The following is an 18,216-nucleotide window of genomic DNA, read 5'->3' as shown; positions in this document are numbered from 1 at the left end:
TTTTTAACGCGATAGTAGGGGGTTATACGTTGTCTCCTTTCATCATTTTATTCCAGTATAAGTAGGGTAGCATGTATTTTTTAAGCATCCAAAGCCTCCAGTGTTCCTTAGAACTATCTTTTATTAATAGTTGCTTGAGTTTAGGATCTGGTGTAAAATTGTTATGATAATCAAACTCTGCTAGCACCATCTTGCCATAATCTGTTACTAGTGGGCAAGAAGAGTAGCCTCCATAAGATTGCTTACCTATTGTATTGCTCTGCATGAGTTTAGATAAATTATCAACTACGATAGGTACTTGCTTGCGGATTGCGGCACCAGTTTTTGCAGTAGGCAGTGCGGCTACATCACCTAAGCCAAAGATGTTGCTATATCTTTTATGTTGCATACTGTGTATATCTACATCAAGCCAGCCAGCATCATTCACGAGCTTAGAATCTCGTATAAATTGAGGCGCAACAGATGGAGGTGCAGTATGTAGCATGTCATAATGTATTCCGTACTTATCACCTTTCTTGGTCACCTTGACATTCTTGTAATTATATTGGAAAGTCTCGTCTAGATATTTTCCATCATCATCACCAGACATCACGACACAACCTCCAGCAGAGATGTCTTTTGTGAGCTCGTACCATGCAATCTTATTTTCACTATCTACTTCAACGAGTCTATGATTAAATCGTAAATTAATGTCCTTGCGATCTACAACTTCCATTAGTGTTTTTGCAATTTCCTTAACTCCAAAAATGATGGTTCCTGCAGTAGCAAAGACAATATCAGTTTTTGATGCAGTGTCACTTTTTCTCCAGTGATTTTCTGCTAGATACATGATTTTTTGAGGCGCTCCTCCACATTTAATTGGGGTTGCAGGTTGTGTAAATAATGCAACACCACCTTTAAAGTTCTTTATCACATCCCATGTATGTTGAGGATCTGTATAATTACTACATACAACACCTTTATCCATTGCTTGACCTAATCCAGGTACAAGACTAAAATCATAAGCAAGGCCGGGAGCAACTACGAGATAGTCATAAGTGATGTGGCCAGAGCTAGCGGTATGTACCGTATTATTATCTGCATCAAAAGCAGCTGCTTTATCTTTGATCCACTTCGCTCCCTTAGGAATCACAGCAGACATGGGTTTACCTGTTTTTTTAAAGTCATAGGTACCGGCACCTACAAGCGTCCATGCTGGCTGGTAGTAGTGTGTGTCTGCAGGTTCAATGATAGCTACGCTATTCGTTTTTTTGTTTTTAAGAAGTTGGGCGGCAGTCATGATACCAGCGGTACCTCCTCCTATTATTAAAACTTGAAAATGTAAAGCCATAGATGTCATTTTACTGTTGATGATTTAAAAATAGTCGAATACTTAAGGAATTACTGTAACTCAAGTTACATAGACGTAAAAAAGGTAAACTAGTGTGCTAAAGGAACTTCTATAGAATAATTTCAAATAGAAGTGTACTTGGGTCTTTAAGATAAACTTGTACCTCGAAGTACTATAAAATAATATGCAGTGTTATCTTGACACTCTAATTACCCTGCCATTTTGTGGTTGCTCATCTCTATAATTGTTGAGAGGCATTAAGGCTTTTAATTTTTCAACTTGTTCTAAAGATACCGTTATAGGCTCCTTAAAAATAAACCATTCTACACGCTCCGTGCAAGGTGGTGTGGTAAGAGACCCCGTGTAGTTAAAATATGTTTTGTCCTCAGGTAGGTTTAAATTCATATCAAAAGCAGTGTCAACAACCTTGGTTTCTTCTACATTCAAAGGAAGATAGCTTTCTAAAAAATCAAAAGGAGAGCTACTTACACCTTCTTTTGCCATTACAGCAAACACAGCGTATTCTCCAGCATCACTTATATGTACAAGGTGTAAAACCATAGGGTAGCGCACTCCGTCTATCAAATGCTCTGCGGGCTCATGAAAGTGAAACTGTTTTAGCTCATACCTTTTGTTATCTAATGTTATATAATCTCCAGCATCAAAATTATATTGAATACTATGTCCATTATTTACTACATCATGTATGTATGTGCTATCAGAATAAGTGATGTTTAATGGAGCAAGTGTTTCATCTAGTTGATAATTCACAATATTTATAGGAGATTGATACTTACCGCCACAATCAGAATTTACTTCAAGTTCTTTCCAGTGTGAAGGACCTGTTTCGCCATTATAACTCCAGTGCTTCTCTGTGTGTGCGTTGTTGCTTTGGTTGTTTTCAGTATGTGTAGTTGCTTCATTTTGACAACTATTGACCGCTATAAGTATCGATATTCCGGCGATAAGCAATTTCATCTGTTATATTTTATAAGTTAATGTAGTTTCCCAGATTCGGTTATTTCTAAAGATGCTTCCTCTTTTTGCATAGATGTCATGATAGCCAGATCGAATGTGTATATGTTCGCTTGCGCGAAAACCTACTCCTATAAACATCCAGTTCTGATCAAGTTTTTCTGGTCGTAAACCACTGCCAAAGTCTAAAAAAGCCTCATCATATATCACTAAACTTAGAGATTGATTTGATGTAAAAGTTTTCACAGGAACCGTAATCTGAAATTTATAACGGAATCGATTTCTGTAAGTAGTACCATCTATTAAGAATGTACCGCCATCATTCTCTGTTATTTTATTAATAAAACGTTCCTCAAAACGTAGCCTGTGATCAAATGAGAATTTTGAAAACTTATGCTTTATCGTAAGTTGTTGAAATACATTATTCTCAGTAGCATCAATGGGTGTGCTATAAGAAGCGTAGTTATAGTTTTTTATATAACTGTACCCAATGGCTATATCTAAATCATTTTCAAACATATAATGCACAAAGGGACGAATCACAATTTGCTCCCAATCTCTTAAAAAGTTAGTGCGTCTTGCGTTAAGCTCTACATTTACCGCCCATTGATCATTCAACTTGTTTACAACATTTATGGTGTTCCAGCTGCTGTAATGTGTTTTGTTTTCATCTTGTGCGTGAGCACTGTATAAAGTGGTAATTGTAAAAACTAGAATGATAAAAAACCTCATGCTAATTCTCATATGAGATACTCCAAATACCGCGTACTTCATTTACGTTATAACCCACTGCTTTATCTGTAGGGTAAAGATTTTTGATGGAAGAAAGAACAGCAGGTTCAATATCTATTGTAGGAGTGCCATGACATTGTAAACACATAGCATTTGTAGTAATAGGGTAATAAAAGTTTACTTTATCGTCCACTATTTCCGTTACTGGCTCATAATCTTCATCACTTGCTATTACTTTTTTAAAATGTGTTATGATGCTTAATTCTTTTTGAGAAGCTTGATTTGCTGGATTGCGAGGCTTGTCAGACACTCGCCTTATTCTCGCATTTTGAACCACAGCCATACTATCAGTAATAGGGTAGGCTTTTTTATTGCAGAAAGAGATAGCTTCAAGAGTGCCTTTTTTCTGTATAGTACCCATTAGGTTTTTTCCTAACTCTTGTTTTGTTTGTAGTGCGTAGCGCAAACCTATATCTGCCTTGTCTTCTGTTTTACCATCATTTCTATATTGCATCTTGCCTTTGCTCTCTTCCTCTATGTGTTCTTTAAACCATGCTGGCTCATCTATTTTGTAGTCATACATATAATCTGCAATGAGCTCAATTTCCTCTTGAGGAAATGGTTGATAGGGCATAAGGCCAAAACGCTTTACGGCTCCTCTCATTTTTGATGATTCCTTAGATGGTTTTTGTACAAAGTTCCAGACTCCAGCTATAAACTCTTCCTTAGTTGTCTCATCGTTCATATAATGAGATTTTACTGCAACCATAGGAGGTGCTATCCTTCCTTCGTGACCCGTAGAGGGATTGTGGCAAGCGTAGCACTTTGATTCCATTAACTTCTTTCCTGGGTGGTTTACAGCAGTAGTGATCTTATCTAGTTCTGGTGTCACACCTGATTGACTCACATATGTAGTCTTTTGTGACTCGTTACAACTTGTAAGTAGTATTAGTGTGAGTACAAGGGGCAGGTAAAAAAGAGATGGTTTCATAATGTTATGAGTGTAAATTTGATTTAAGCTGTGTAATACCTTCTAATGCTTCTTTTTACATATAAGAAACGTATTAAACCTAATAGAAACAGTGCAGGCGCTATGATGCTTAGCATAAAGCCTATCCACTTTATTTCTGTGAGAATGTCGAGTTTGATAATCGCTAGACCAGAACTCAAAAACACAATAAAGGTTCTAAAGTAGGCTAGAAAAGTACGCTCGTTTGCAAGTCTTGTTCTGTCTATCGCTAATTTGTCAGTGAGTGATAGTGATAATTTTTTCATAAGTCATTTCATTTTTCCGGTAGCGCAACTTACAAAAGATTTTGCCTTAGAGAGCACTCCATTTTCATCTTCAATAGATGGGTAGCCTAATGACTTGAGCTTTTCTTTTACACTTAATGCGTCTTCTGTACCTTGAGAAGTAAAGGAAACAGTAGCGGTTTCGGTGTCCACATGTACGTTTGATATATTGTCAAGTTCAGATATTTTTGATGTGATTGTTTTTGCACAACCACCGCATTTTAAGTTCTGTACTATAATTGATGTTTTCATAAGATATGTGTTGAGTAAATAATTATCTAAAGAGGCAGTTTGATGTAGGAGCCTTGTGAGTTCTATGTTACGCTTTCGCGAAAGCGTAATTGAAAAAATGTGATAGAATACGCCTGTTTTTAAACAGATGAATAAGCATTACTGCCAAGCCATAAATCCTCCTTTTAAATCAAAAATCTGTTTGAATCCTAAGCTGTCTAAGGTCTGTGAGGCTTTCTTACTCCTGTTTCCAGATCTACAGTAGATATAAATAGGCTCTTCTTTATTGTAAGAGTTGAAAACAGAAATGAAATTGTCTTTATCAAAAATATCAATGTTTACAGCTTCCTGTATATGACCACTATCGAATTCATTCTTAGTTCTAACATCTACTAACTGCACTTTTTTATCTGTGATAGCGGTTTTAAAGTCGGCTGTGCTTAGAACAGTGATATTGCTATTTTGTTGAGGTTTACCTCCAAAGAGAAATGATAATATGGACATAATAAGGATTGTTAATTTCATTATTTTTTTATTAAAGATAGTCCTCTAGTTACCCACTGCCAGTAACTTAAGTTACATATCATGTTAAATTAAAAACGAGATTATCATTACTGACAACCTCGTTTTTTACTAACCAATCAATAAGACCATAGTCATCACTCTATGGAATGTCTTTGTTTAAGCTGGAATTACGGTTTTACCATTCCAGTCTAGCATTCCACCTACTAGATTAAACGTGTTTTTTATCGCTAGATTATCTAGTGCTCGGCATGCTTGACCACTACGATTACCACTTCTACAGTACACGTAGTAATTCTTTGTTTGGTCAAGTTTTTTTATTTCTTCTTGAAACGTAGCGCTGTTTAAAAAATCAATCATTACTGCATTTTCAATGATACCCTCACTGCATTCTCCAGGAGTTCTAACATCAAGAATTATAGCATTGCTGTCATTCTCAATTGCCGATTCCCAATCTACTTGTGATATATTTTTCATAGTCTTTTAAAGTGTTGAAGGACAAACAAAGGCAGACACCGGAATGCCAGCTTCTTTAATATCTTTAAAGCCGCCTTGTACATCTATTAAGTTATGAATTCCTCTACTTTTTAATATAGATGAGGCTATCATACTTCTATAACCTCCGGCACAATGCACATAAAACGGTTTGTCTGGAAATTCAGCTAGATGATCATTTAAGAAATCTAGTGGTGTGTTGTTTGCTCCAAGTACATGTTCTGATAGGTACTCACTTTCTTTACGCACATCAAAAACAGGTTTGTTACCTTTTTCTAATTCGTTTTTAAAACCATCTGCTGTGATAGAACTTACGGTATCGTATTCCATGGCAGCGTCTTTCCAAGCATCAAATCCTCCTTCCAGATATCCTATTGTGTTGTCAAAGCCTACACGAGATAACCTAGTAATGGTTTCTTTCTCTCTACCGTGCTCTGTAACTAGCAATAAGGGTTGTTTTACATCTGCAATTAAGGCGCCTACCCATGGCGCGAAACTCCCATCTAGGCCTATAAATATAGATCTAGGGATATGCCCTTTGGCAAATTTATCTTGATGACGCACGTCTAGTACGATAGCTCCTGTCTCATTTGCAACAGCTTCAAAAGCTGCTGGAGATAGTGCATGCGTACCTCTTTTGAGCACGTCTTCAATATCTTCATAACCTTCTTTATTCATTTTGACATTAAGAGGGAAGTATTGAGGTGGTGGTAATAAACCATCTATCACTTCTGCTATAAATTCTTCCTTAGTCATATCTGCACGTAGTGCATAATTCATTTGCTTTTGATTCCCTAGTGTGTCTACCGTTTCTTTCATCATATTCTTTCCGCAAGCAGATCCAGCTCCGTGAGCAGGGTATACCGTAACGTCATCTGCTAGCGGCATAATTTTATTACGTAAGCTATCATAAAGAAAACCTGCGAGATCTTTTTCTGTGAGTTCGCCCATTTTTTGAGCAAGATCTGGTCTTCCCACGTCGCCTAGAAATAAGGTGTCTCCACTAAATATCGCATGATCCTTCCCGTCTTTATCTCTAAGAAGATATGTGGTGCTTTCCATTGTATGACCAGGCGTGTGTAACGCTATAATTGTAATGTCACCTAGAGGAAATTCTTGTCTATCTTTTGCGATAATAGCATCAAAACTTGGGTTTGCATTTGGTCCAAAAACAATAGGAGCACCTGTTGCCTTTGATAAGGTTACGTGACCACTTACAAAGTCTGCATGAAAATGAGTTTCAAAAATATATTTGATTTTTGCATCATCTTGTTTTGCCCTATTTAAATATGGCGTTACCTCTCTTAAAGGGTCAATGATAGCTACTTCACCATTACTTTCAATGTAATAAGCTCCTTGAGCTAGACAACCAGTATATATTTGTTCAACGTTCATAAGTGTATTTTTTTTACGCTTTCGCGAAAGCGGACTCAACTATTAATAACGTAAAATTAGCTAATAGAAACAGTTGCTACAGTAACATAGGTTACAAAGGAGGAAAATAAATAGAGCCCTTATCCTTAATAGGGTAAGAGCTCTACAAAGTAATAGCTGGTTACAATAAAGTGGTAGGGCATACATACTCAGACCTAGGAACCGTAGTTTCTGTAATTTGAGCAAAACCACCTCGTACATCGCTGAAATCTTTCCAGCCTCGTTGCTTTAAAATAGAAGCAGCAATCATACTTCTATACCCTCCAGCGCAGTGAAGGAAGAAAGGCTTGTTTTTTGGGAATTGTGCGAGATGCTGGTTAATCTCATTAAGAGGCACGTTAATAGCCCCAAGTACGTGTTCTGATAAGAATTCGCTTTTTTTACGTACATCAAAAACAAGAGGTTGTCCCATTTTATATTCGGCTTCTAGTTGTTGAGGTGAAATACGGGCGATTGTTTCAAAATCTTTGCCGCTCTCTTTCCATGAGGAGAAGCTATTTTTTAAGAACCCAATTGTAAAATCATAACCTACACGAGAAAGTCTAGTAATCGTCTCCTCTTCTTTGCCTGGATCTGTTATTAATAAAATTTCTTGTTTTACATCAGGAATCATTTCTCCTACCCATTGTGCAAAATTACCGTCTAGGCCTATGTTTATGCTGTTAGGTATAAAGCCTTTTGCAAAAACTTCGGCATCGCGAGTATCTAGCATAAGTGCACCCGTCTCATTTGCTATTATTTCAAAAGCTTCTGGATTAAGTGGCTTAGTTGCACGATCCATAATAGTGTCTAGGCTTTCATATCCTTTAATGTTCATCAAGACATTTTGAGGGAAGTATCCAGGAGGTGCGGTAAGTCCAGTAAGTACAGCTTTGATAAACTCATCTTTAGTCATTTCTTGAAGCGCATAATTGAATTTTTTCTGATTCCCTAAGGTGTCTGTGGTTTCCTTACTCATCATTTTACCACAAGCAGATCCGGCGCCATGATTAGGGTACACAATAAGATTGTCATCAAGTGGCATTATTTTGTTTCTCAAAGAGTCGTACAAGTGACCAGCGAGTTTTTCTTCTGTGAGGTCAGACACGACGTGCTGCGCAAGGTCTGGACGACCTACGTCACCTATAAAGAGTGTATCTCCAGTGATAATACCGTGCTCGTTTCCTAGTTGGTCTATGAGAAGATATGTTGTGCTTTCCATGGTATGACCAGGAGTATGGATAACTTTAACTTTGTAATTACCTACCTCAAAAATTTGACCATCTGTTGCTATAATAGCATCATAAGCGGGTTTTGCTTCTGGACCAAAAACAATATCTGCTCCTGTTTTTTTATGCAAATCAAGGTGGCCACTTACAAAGTCTGCATGAAAGTGTGTTTCAAAAACATACTTGATTGTAGCATTATCTATTTGTGCACGTTCTATGTATGGTTGCACCTCTCTTAAAGGGTCAAAGACTGCAGCTTCTCCGTTGCTTTCGATATAATATGCTGCATGAGCAATGCATCCTGTATAAATTTGTTCTACTTTCATTTTATGTGGATTTTTAAATTACAACAACATAAAAGTAAGCAGTCATTTCAACTGTGTAGGTTACTTAAGTTACACAAACGTAGATAGTTTATAAACTATGATATTTGTCATGTTATGTCGTGGTAGCGACAAGTGTTCACACAAAAAAAAGGGGCTATTTCTAATAATAAGAAATAGCCCTTTTATAATTTTTATTCTCTTTAATGTTTTACAAAAAACTCCATGTAAAAAATGAATATTGCCATTATAAATATGAAGTAGCCAAAACCTCTTTTCAATTTATCTCCATCTATAAAATTACTGAGGTAACTGCCTATAAAAATCCCTGCAAATGATATGCTTGTAAATATGGAAAGAAATAACCAGTCTATATCCATGGTTAATGCATCTCCTAGAAAGAAGCCCATCAATGATTTAAAAGCGATAATGATTAAAGAAGTACCTACGGCAACTTTCATTTCTACATTTGCTAGTATAACAAGAGCGGGAATGATGAGAAAACCTCCTCCAGCGCCTATCATTCCAGTAATACCTCCTACGATGAGGCCTTCTATTAGAATAAGTGGGTAATTGTAAGTGACAGTGCCGTCTCCTTTTTGTTTATTATCCTTTCTTTTTTTGAGCATAGAAAAGGCAGCAGGAATCATGAGTACCGCAAAGAGGCCAAACATTGCCATCCTACGTGTAAACTCAAAATCACCTGTGGTAAATAAAATATCTGGTAATGCAGGTACTACATAATGTCTCACAACGGTAACTCCGACAATAGCGGGTAGTCCAAAAACAATTGCTGTTCTCCAGTCTACATAGCCTTTAAGATGTTGTTTAAAACCACCTACGAGCGCACTTGCTCCTACAATGAATAAAGAATATGCAGTGGCAACTTTTTCATTTACAGAAAATAAGTAAGCTAGTACTGGTACAGCGAGTATAGAACCACCACCACCTATTAAACCTAAAGAAATGCCGATGATCAAGGCACTTATATATCCAAGTATTTCTAGTATCTCCATTATAAACTTCTTTGTATTGAGAGACAAAAATAGACTTGCTATAACGACCTAGGTGTAACCCAAGTTACTTAAGGTCTATAAATCTATAATTTGGATATTATTTCTGTGTAATTCAATTTTTCCTAAGTTCTCTAATTTCTTAAGAAGTCTTGATACCACTACTCTTGAGGTGTGCAATTCGTAAGCAATCTCTTGATGCGTGTTATGAATAATTTGCTCATCGTTTACTCTCGCCTTTTCTTTTAAGTAGTTTAAAAGGCGTTCATCCATATTGTCAAAAGCGATACTGTCCAGAGTTTGTAATAGCTCGTTGAGGCGGTTGTGGTAACTCTCAAAAACAAAATTTCTCCAAGACTTGTACTTAGCCGTCCATTCTTCCATTTTCTGTACAGGTACCATAATGAGCTTGGTGTCTGTCTCTGCAATTGCTCGTATTTCACTTTTAGTTTGTCCCATGCAGCAGGTCATTGTCATAGAGCAGGTATCTCCTTTTTCTAGATAGTAGAGGAGAAGCTCATCTCCATTTTTATCTTCTCTTAATACCTTAATTACTCCAGAGACCAGTAGCGGCATTCCTTTTACATAGCCGCCTATTTCCATGAGTTTAAAACCTTCAGGAACCTCCTTGTAAGTGCCTACTTGGAGTATTTCATTGATAAGTTCATCTTCAAAGAGATGACCGTAGCTGGCTTTTAGTTCTTGAATCATTATGCGGCTTTTTTAAGAATGGTAGGGTCATATTTAAAAAAGAAATGAGCCCAAATAGATTTTGATACGGCACCTATGTATGGCATTGTGATGATTAACGCAATGACGATACTCGTTAGAATACCTGTAGGTCCAAAATCTAAACCAAAAATAAGGGTTAAAACATAAACGGCCACGGCAACTGCAATTCCCACACCATAAGATACGTACATAGAGCCGGTATAAAAACTTGGTTCTATACTATATTTTAGTTGGCATTTAGGACAGTTCTTTTTAACCTTATTCATGTTAGAAAGCTTATAAGGATGCGCCTCAAGAAATTCACCTTCTCTGCATTGAGGACATTTCAAAAATAAGATGCTATATACTATCGATTTACCCATGGACAATTCAATTTTTATGTAAAATTAAACGTATTAAAATATGCTCACGGTAACTTATGTTACATATTGTAATATTTAAAATTAGTTATCTTTATACCCTTGAGTAAACTTATATCCATATCGTTGTCACTTGTTTTCCTATTGCAAAGCTTTGGGATGCACATTAATGATATGGTGCAGCTGGGCGACTTTTTTGAGCATGCAGAGTTCCATAAAGAGCAGTATGGAGACAATATATTTGTATTTATTGCAAAGCATTATGGCGAACTAAAAGCAGAGCACGAAAAAGAACATCAAGAAGAAAAGAAAGACCACGAGCAATTACCTTTTCAGCATCAAACTCATCATACGGCTGTAGCGGATTTTGTTTTAATTACAAATAAAGAAGAATTCAAAACTCTTGAGTTTTCGGATTTTAAAGCACATAATTTTCATTACCAGGCACCATCATCTTCTTTACATCTAGATGGGCTCTTCCAGCCGCCACGGCTTTCATAATTAATCAGATCTAATTTATTTTTAGCACCTAGTCTTGTAAAGATTTGGGGCTCTTCACATTGATTATTTTATGACAAAATGCTATCACATATTATCAATTTTAGTATAAGAAACAAATTTGTTGTTCTCTTATTTACGGCCTTTATTATAGGATTTGGGCTGTATTCATTATCGCAAATTCCTATAGGTGCTGTGCCAGATGTAACAAACAATCAAGTACAGGTGATTACTACCTCACGTAATCTCTCTACGCAGGATATGGAGCAATTTATAACCTACCCTGTAGAGCTAGAAATGGCAAACTTACCAGGCGTGATAGAGATACGCTCTGTTTCAAAATTTGGCTTATCTGTCGTCACCATTGTATTTGAGGACGATATGGGAACTTATTTGCCTAGACAGCTCATTGCTGAGAAAATCAAATCTGCATCAGAAAAAATTCCGGAGGGTTTTGGCACACCAGAGATGGGGCCTATCACAACCGGACTAGGTGAGATTTACCAATACATACTTGATGTAGAACCAGAATTTAAAGACAGGTATAATGCCGAAGATTTAAGAACCATCCAAGATTGGGTAGTAAAGCGCCAGCTCTCAGGAATTCCGGGAGTAGTTGAGGTAAATACCTGGGGCGGATTCTTAAAGCAGTACGAAGTAGCTATCAATACAGAAAAACTTAACGCGATGGATATAAGTGCGCGCGAGGTTTTTACAGCTTTAGAAATGAATAATAGTGTCTCTGGAGGTGGCTATATAGAAAAGGTAAATCAGGCATTTTTTATACGTGGCGAGGGTCTCATTTCATCATTAGATGATATAAGTAACATCGTGGTTAAGAATGACGAAGGAGTACCTGTGTATATAAAAGACGTTGCCAAAGTAGGTTATGGGAGCGCCACACGTTTTGGAGCAATTACCGGAAACGGAGAGGGCGAGAAGGTGCTTGGTCAAGTGATGATGCTTAAAGATGCAAATTCTAAAAAAGTCATAGAAGCGGTGAAGGAACGCGTTGCTGAGATTTCAAAATCACTTCCAGAGGGTGTATACATTAACGCATTTTTAGACCGTAGCGATCTTATTGCAAAAACTACTTTTACCGTTGCCGAAAATTTAATTTTAGGATGTCTGATTGTGATTTTTGTGGTGGTTTTATTGCTAGGTAATTTTAGATCTGGGCTGGTAGTGGCTTCGGTAATTCCACTGTGTTTGTTATTTGCATTGTCACTTATGTACATCTTTGGAGTAGATGCAAACTTGATGAGTCTTGGCGCTATAGATTTTGGGATTATTATAGATGGCGCGGTCATAATTGTAGAATTTATAGCTTTTGAAATAACGAGAAAGAAAGATGAGATTTACGCTTTCGCGAAAGCGGAACAACAACAATTAAAAGATAAGATTACATTTTCTGGAGCATCAAAAATGATGAATTCGGCCATCTTTGGGCAGCTTATTATCTTGATAGTTTTTATACCTATTCTCTCACTGAGCGGTGTAGAAGGAAAAATGTTTAAGCCTATGGCGCTCACCTTTAGTTTTGCATTAATAGGAGCGATGATTTTTTGTTTTACGTATGTACCTGTAGCGGCATCTATGTTTTTAAAACCATCTAATGCGACAGATAAAAACATCTCTGTGAGACTCATGAACTGGCTCAATAAAATATATGAGCCAGTTATAGACTGGGCATTACAGAGCAAGAGATTAGTATTAGGAATTGCGGTAGCCTTACTAGCAGTAGCTATCTATTTGTATAGCACCATGGGTGGAGAATTTGTTCCCACACTTGATGAAGGTGATTTTGTGATTCAGCCAGTTTTAAAAACAGGAACCTCTCTAAGTAACACGGTAGAAATTACCACCGAAATTGAGAAAATACTATTAAGTAAATTTCCAGAAGTAAAGCAAGTGGTAACTCGTATAGGTGCTGCAGAGGTGCCTACAGATCCCATGTCTATGGAAGAAAGCGATGTGATTATTGTACTCAAACCTAAAGGAGAGTGGACGTCTGCCTCGTCAAAAGATGAGCTGGCAGATAAGTTTAAAGAAGCACTTGCTGTCATCCCAGGAATGGAAGTAGAGTTTACACAACCTATAGAGATGCGTTTTAATGAATTGATTACCGGTGTACGCGCAGATATTGCGATTAAGATTTTTGGCGATGATCTTGAAATTCTTGCAAAGAAAGGAAGTGAGATAGGATCTCTTATCGAAAACGTAGCAGGCGCAGCAGATGTTTCTGTTGAGAAAGTGGCAGGTTTGCCAGAGATGAGTGTGCAATATAATAGAGTAAAAATAGCCAGGTATGGTCTCAATATTCAGGATCTCAATGATATGGTTTCCATGGGATTTGCGGGTAAGACTGCTGGAAGCGTTTTTGAAGGAGAAAAGCGTTTTGACCTAGTAGTACGACTAGACAAAGAGAAGCGTCAAGATATCGATAACCTTAAAAATCTATACATTGATCTCCCTGCTGGTGGAAAAATACCATTAAGCGAACTAGCAACTATAAGCTATAAAACAGGAGCTGCCAAAATATCTCGTGACGATACAAGAAGAAGAATTGTAGTGGGTGTTAACGTGCGTAATCGTGATTTACAATCTGTGGTGGATGACGTCCAGAAGCTGATTAACGAGAATGTAAAATTACCTGTAGGGTATTCTATTACTTATGGAGGACAGTTTGAAAACTTACAAAGTGCAAAGGCGCGATTAATGATTGCAGTACCTATTGCGCTTATTCTCATATTTATTCTTCTCTATTTTGCTTTTAAATCTGTAAAGGAAGCACTGATGATTTATTCTGCAATACCGCTGGCTGCGGTAGGAGGTGTTCTTTTGTTATGGTTGCGTGATCTGCCTTTCAGTATTTCGGCTGGAGTAGGTTTTATTGCTTTGTTTGGGATTGCAGTTTTAAACGGAATTGTATTGATAGAGCATTTTAAAGAGCTGCAAAAAGGAGGTTTTGAAAGTATAGAAGCTTTAATAAAGCAAGGAACAAAAGATAGATTGAGGGCTGTGTTGCTCACAGCATCTGCTGCGGCTTTAGGGTTTTTGCCTATGGCAATTTCTACAAATGCAGGAGCAGAGGTGCAACGACCGCTAGCTACTGTGGTAATAGGAGGGTTGATTACAGCGACCTTACTTACCCTCGTCGTATTGCCAGTTCTTTATGCGTACTTAAATACTCCTAAGAAAAATAATGAAGGATTGTCCAAAGGCAAGGTTACAACCATAAGTATAGTGGTATTACTATTTTCTGTAAACCTAGGAGCGCAAGAAGGGACTAAATCGTTACAAGAGTTAATCCCGATGGCTATAGAAAATAATCTTGGGTTAAAAGCAAGTAGGCTAGAAGTAGCACAATCTGAAGCCTTGATTAATAGCGCTTTTAGCTTTGATAAAACGCAGGTGTATTATGAGTTTGACGAGAATAATCTGGCTATAAACGATCGGCCATTACGGGTTTTTGGGATACAGCAGGACTTTAAATTTCCCACGGTTTACTTCTCAGAAAAGAGCGTAAATAAAGCCAGCGTTAAGGTAGCTTCAAGTGCATTTGAAATAAAGAAAAAGGAAGTTGAACGCAAAGTGACGGCTGGCTATTATGATTATCAAATTGCTAGAGAAAAGGAACGAGTGTATAGTGCACTAGATAGTTTGTATACAGATTTTTCTAGAATGGCGTCAAGGCGTTTTGAACTAGGAGAGACTAATTACCTAGAGAAGATTACTGCGGCTTCTAAGCAAAAACAGGTAGAGCTTAATTATAAAAAAGCGCAGAGCGAAGTAGCACTTACGTATGGGGATTTACTAAAAGTGGTACAGGTAGACGAAGCTATTGTAGTCGCTAGTGAGCCTTCGTTTAAAGTAGCGCTAGTAACTTTAGATATAAGCAGTAGTGCAGAAGTGGCATATTATCAAAACAGAGTATCCCTGCTTCAGGCAAAGGGTCGTTTTGAAAAACAACAGCTCCTGCCAGATCTAAGTCTTAATTATTTTCAAGGAACAAATTCTGGGCTCAATGGTAGTCTTTATGGATATCAATTAGGAGTGAAGATCCCAATATTATTTGGCGGTCAATCTGCTAAAATAAAAGCAGCAAAAATCGCCGAAGATATCGCAGTCACACAATCTAGTGAGTATGAGATACAACTCGATGCAAAATATAATGCCCTAACAGAAAAGTTGTCGCAACTTCAAGAAGCACTAGATTATTATGAAAATGAAGGAGCATCACTTTCTCAAGAAATTTTAAAAACAGCAAACGGTAGTTTTAGAAATGGTGAGATTAATTTTTACCAGTATATCCAGAGTCTTGAGAGCGCTTATGAGATAAGACTAAGTCACCTTGAGAAACTCCATGTATACAATCAAACTGTAATTGCCATTAATTACCTAACCTTATAAATAAGACCATATGATACGTAACTTATATATAATAGCATTGCTAGGTTTTATACTAGTAAGCTGTGGAGAAAAAACCACAGACAAAACCGAGCCATCTTCTCAAACGGAAGCGATGGATGATCGCATTCAAGTAACTCAGGCGCAATTTGATCAAAGTAAGATGTCCTTAGGAGGATTAGAAGAAAAATCATTTCCTACGGTAGTTACTGTAAATGGGATGATTGATGTGCCGCCAGAAAATAGAGCCGTGGTAAATGCTAGTATGGGCGGATACATAAAAACAACACCATTGCTTATAGGTGATATTGTACGTAAAGGTCAGCTGCTTGTAACTATTGAAAATCCTGAGTTTGTAGCCCTGCAACAACAATATATGGAGGTAAATGCGCAACTCACTTATCTCAAAGCGGAATACGACAGACAGGTGACAATGAGAGCAGAAAATATTACCTCTCAAAAAAGTTTTCTAAAAGCCGAAAGTGAGTATAAGACTGCAGTAGCTAGACACACGGGATTAGATAGACAACTTAGAATGATTAATATTTCTCCAGCGAGTGTTCGAGCTGGAAAGATAAGTTCTGTGGTTAGTATTAACGCGCCTATTTCGGGAAGCATTACTAAGGTAAACGTTTCAAAAGGCTCGTACGTTTCACCAGCTACCGAAATTTTAGAAATTATAGACAATGATCATATACATCTAGAACTTTCGGTTTTTGAAAAAGACATCTTAAAAGTAAAGAAAGGTCAGGCAATAGATTTTAAAATCCCCGAAGCTTCGTCAGCGATTTATAAGGCTGAGGTGCATCTTGTAGGCACTTCGATTGAAGCAAATCGAACGATTAAAGTGCATGGACATCTAGAAAATGAGTCTGGTGTTAATTTCTTAACGGGAATGTTTGTAGATGCTAGTATTGTAACAAATTCCGCTTTCGCGAAAGCGTTACCTTCATCCTCCATAGTGACGGTAGATCAGATTTCTTATATCTTAGTGCTCGATGAGAAGCAGAGTGACACCTATTATTTCCGTCAAGCCGAAGTTGAGGTAGTTCAAGAAAGTGAAGGATTTTCATTAGTGCAATTCAATACCGACATGGCAACCGAAACGCAGTTTTTAACTAAAGGATTGTTTAATTTATTAGGAGAGTAATCATGGAGACAAGGATACCAGAAAAACATTACATCTATAGAAGTGGGTGGCTTAGGGCGGCAGTACTTGGTGCAAACGACGGGATTCTGTCTACAGCGAGTATCGTTATAGGAGTTGCGGCAGCAAGTACTACTAGAGAACCTGTACTGCTTGCAGGTGTAGCCGGCTTAGTAGCTGGCGCATTATCTATGGCAGCTGGAGAGTATGTATCCGTTAGTTCGCAAACAGATGTAGAGAAGTCTGATCTTGCCCGTGAGCAGCGCGAACTTATAGAAACACCGCATGAGGAGCTTCTAGAGCTCGCAAAAATATATGAGCGTCGTGGTCTCAGTCCAGCGACTGCGCTAGAGGTGGCAACGCAATTAACAGCTCATAATGCCTTAGAAGCGCACGCAAGAGATGAACTTGGAATACACGAAATGACGGAGGCAAAACCATTGCAAGCGGCATTTTCTTCTGGTGTGGCTTTTACAGTAGGTGGTTTTTTACCTGTATTGGTTGCTTTTATGGCGCCTTTGGAGATGATGGAATATGTGCAATACGTAGCTGCAATCTTGTTTTTAATCATTTTAGGCGTCGTGGCAGCAAAGGCTGGAGGGTCTAGCCCTATAAAGGCTGTACTTAGAATTACTTTCTGGGGTACGCTGGCTATGGGATTAACTGCGCTTATAGGTCAGTTCTTTAATGTGAGTATCTAATTGTGAGTTAATTATCGAGGGTGTTAGTGTGTTTAAGAACGACTGCGCAAAAGATTGTGCGCAGTAATATAGGTTGCTAGTTTTGTTACCGCAGGTTTTAAGTTTGTGATGGACTAGATTGTAAAGTATCTTCGCGCGTTCATGTCAGTGCGCGTTACGTGCTAAAACAATAAAAAATAATGGAAATCAATCCTACAGAAATTGTCGGTTACCTAGCAAGCCTTTTTGTGTTGCTATCATTTTTAAATAAAGATTTGCGCAAGTTGCGTATTGTAAACTCTATAGGCTGTGCATTATTTGTAACGTACGGAGTGTTATTAGGTAGTATCCCTATCATTATTACTAATCTTGCGATACTATTTGTAAACGGATATTACCTATTTATAAAGAAGGATTAAGGTATCTTGTTGTGTCACAGGGCTTAGGGTGAATAAGGGGAAGAATAGCTTAAGCTACGCTTTTTTCATCTAAAGTTGCACATTATTGAGTATAAATTTGCATAAATCCTTGTAAATTAGTATGGGTTCGCTTATATTCGCCAAAATTTGAAATACTGTATGAAATTAATGGAAGAAGCGGTGGCTTTTGAAAATGCTTCAATGAGCAATATGTCCACCAGTGATCGCGTTGCTGCTTCAAGAGAGGCTAAACGACTCATTCTTGCACTGAATGAGATTTTTAAAGAGACAAAAGACTCTGAAATAATGGACGCCATGAAGCGTCTCACCGAAAAGAAAAAGAAGATAGAAAAACGCTTGAAGGGTAGACCTGATAGTATGTAAAATAAAAGAGGCCTCACTTGTGACGGTCTCT

19 protein-coding genes are annotated in these 18,216 nt (G+C 37.6%); 6 read left to right on the top strand and 13 right to left on the bottom strand.

Annotated features, from left to right (window positions below):
• Window positions 1-22 precede the first annotated feature (22 nt).
• From SJY37_RS02035 to SJY37_RS01975, 13 genes are all read right to left on the bottom strand, one after another.
• Window positions 23-1,330, bottom strand: coding sequence for an FAD/NAD(P)-binding oxidoreductase (locus tag SJY37_RS02035; protein ID WP_298330481.1), 1,308 nt, complete (start codon window positions 1,328-1,330; stop codon window positions 23-25).
• A gap of 192 nt (window positions 1,331-1,522) precedes the next feature.
• The gene (locus SJY37_RS02030) at window positions 1,523-2,308 is read right to left on the bottom strand and encodes a carbonic anhydrase (RefSeq protein ID WP_379952751.1); all 786 of its coding nucleotides are present in this window, start codon (window positions 2,306-2,308) and stop codon (window positions 1,523-1,525) included.
• Between the two features lie 3 nt (window positions 2,309-2,311).
• Entirely contained in the window at window positions 2,312-3,037 is a 726-nt protein-coding gene (locus tag SJY37_RS02025) for a DUF2490 domain-containing protein (RefSeq protein WP_298330476.1), read from the bottom strand.
• A gap of 1 nt (window position 3,038) precedes the next feature.
• Entirely contained in the window at window positions 3,039-3,944 is a 906-nt protein-coding gene (locus SJY37_RS02020; RefSeq protein ID WP_379952750.1) for a DUF3365 domain-containing protein, read from the bottom strand.
• 107 nt (window positions 3,945-4,051) lie between these two features.
• Complete coding sequence (locus SJY37_RS02015; RefSeq protein ID WP_298330471.1) at window positions 4,052-4,312, bottom strand: DUF202 domain-containing protein; 261 nt, start codon at window positions 4,310-4,312, stop codon at window positions 4,052-4,054.
• Between the two features lie 3 nt (window positions 4,313-4,315).
• The gene (locus SJY37_RS02010) at window positions 4,316-4,582 is read right to left on the bottom strand and encodes a heavy-metal-associated domain-containing protein (RefSeq protein WP_379952749.1); all 267 of its coding nucleotides are present in this window, start codon (window positions 4,580-4,582) and stop codon (window positions 4,316-4,318) included.
• Window positions 4,583-4,720: 138 nt separating this feature from the next.
• A complete protein-coding gene (locus tag SJY37_RS02005) occupies window positions 4,721-5,086 on the bottom strand; it encodes a rhodanese-like domain-containing protein (protein ID WP_366519241.1) in 366 nt (121 codons plus the stop codon).
• 156 nt (window positions 5,087-5,242) lie between these two features.
• Entirely contained in the window at window positions 5,243-5,560 is a 318-nt protein-coding gene (locus SJY37_RS02000; RefSeq protein ID WP_298330465.1) for a rhodanese-like domain-containing protein, read from the bottom strand.
• 6 nt (window positions 5,561-5,566) lie between these two features.
• Window positions 5,567-6,973 (bottom strand): rhodanese-like domain-containing protein, encoded by a 1,407-nt coding sequence (locus SJY37_RS01995; RefSeq protein WP_298330462.1) that lies wholly within the window; start codon window positions 6,971-6,973, stop codon window positions 5,567-5,569.
• 160 nt (window positions 6,974-7,133) lie between these two features.
• The gene (locus SJY37_RS01990; RefSeq protein ID WP_298330460.1) at window positions 7,134-8,546 is read right to left on the bottom strand and encodes an MBL fold metallo-hydrolase; all 1,413 of its coding nucleotides are present in this window, start codon (window positions 8,544-8,546) and stop codon (window positions 7,134-7,136) included.
• A 200-nt stretch (window positions 8,547-8,746) separates the two neighbouring features.
• On the bottom strand, window positions 8,747-9,559 hold the full coding sequence (locus SJY37_RS01985) for a sulfite exporter TauE/SafE family protein (RefSeq protein WP_298330456.1): 813 nt from the start codon (window positions 9,557-9,559) through the stop codon (window positions 8,747-8,749).
• A 75-nt stretch (window positions 9,560-9,634) separates the two neighbouring features.
• Window positions 9,635-10,267, bottom strand: coding sequence for a Crp/Fnr family transcriptional regulator (locus SJY37_RS01980; RefSeq protein WP_144784973.1), 633 nt, complete (start codon window positions 10,265-10,267; stop codon window positions 9,635-9,637).
• The gene (locus SJY37_RS01975; RefSeq protein WP_298330449.1) at window positions 10,267-10,554 is read right to left on the bottom strand and encodes a DUF983 domain-containing protein; all 288 of its coding nucleotides are present in this window, start codon (window positions 10,552-10,554) and stop codon (window positions 10,267-10,269) included. The genes SJY37_RS01980 and SJY37_RS01975 overlap by 1 nt, the downstream gene beginning before the upstream one ends.
• 195 nt (window positions 10,555-10,749) lie before the next feature.
• On the opposite strand from SJY37_RS01975, the gene SJY37_RS01970 reads away from it, so the two are divergent.
• The 6 genes from SJY37_RS01970 to SJY37_RS01945 all read left to right on the top strand — a co-directional run bounded on the left by SJY37_RS01970 (window position 10,750) and on the right by SJY37_RS01945 (window position 18,185).
• Window positions 10,750-11,148, top strand: a complete 399-nt coding sequence (locus SJY37_RS01970; RefSeq protein ID WP_298330446.1) for a hypothetical protein — start codon at window positions 10,750-10,752, stop codon at window positions 11,146-11,148.
• A 78-nt stretch (window positions 11,149-11,226) separates the two neighbouring features.
• Window positions 11,227-15,558, top strand: a complete 4,332-nt coding sequence (locus SJY37_RS01965) for a CusA/CzcA family heavy metal efflux RND transporter (protein ID WP_379952748.1) — start codon at window positions 11,227-11,229, stop codon at window positions 15,556-15,558.
• Between the two features lie 10 nt (window positions 15,559-15,568).
• Window positions 15,569-16,705 (top strand): efflux RND transporter periplasmic adaptor subunit, encoded by a 1,137-nt coding sequence (locus tag SJY37_RS01960; protein ID WP_379952747.1) that lies wholly within the window; start codon window positions 15,569-15,571, stop codon window positions 16,703-16,705.
• Between the two features lie 2 nt (window positions 16,706-16,707).
• The gene (locus SJY37_RS01955; protein WP_379952745.1) at window positions 16,708-17,403 is read left to right on the top strand and encodes a VIT family protein; all 696 of its coding nucleotides are present in this window, start codon (window positions 16,708-16,710) and stop codon (window positions 17,401-17,403) included.
• 179 nt (window positions 17,404-17,582) lie between these two features.
• A complete protein-coding gene (locus SJY37_RS01950) occupies window positions 17,583-17,801 on the top strand; it encodes a YgjV family protein (protein WP_204161796.1) in 219 nt (72 codons plus the stop codon).
• A gap of 159 nt (window positions 17,802-17,960) precedes the next feature.
• Window positions 17,961-18,185 (top strand): hypothetical protein, encoded by a 225-nt coding sequence (locus tag SJY37_RS01945; RefSeq protein WP_013751231.1) that lies wholly within the window; start codon window positions 17,961-17,963, stop codon window positions 18,183-18,185.
• Window positions 18,186-18,216: the final 31 nt, after the last annotated feature.

Origin of the sequence: Dokdonia sp. R78006, from assembly GCF_042466145.1 — a bacterium.
Lineage (GTDB): Bacteria > Bacteroidota > Bacteroidia > Flavobacteriales > Flavobacteriaceae > Dokdonia.
The sequence above is the reverse complement of the archived record's forward strand: the minus strand, read 5'-3'. Positions and strand labels throughout refer to the sequence as shown.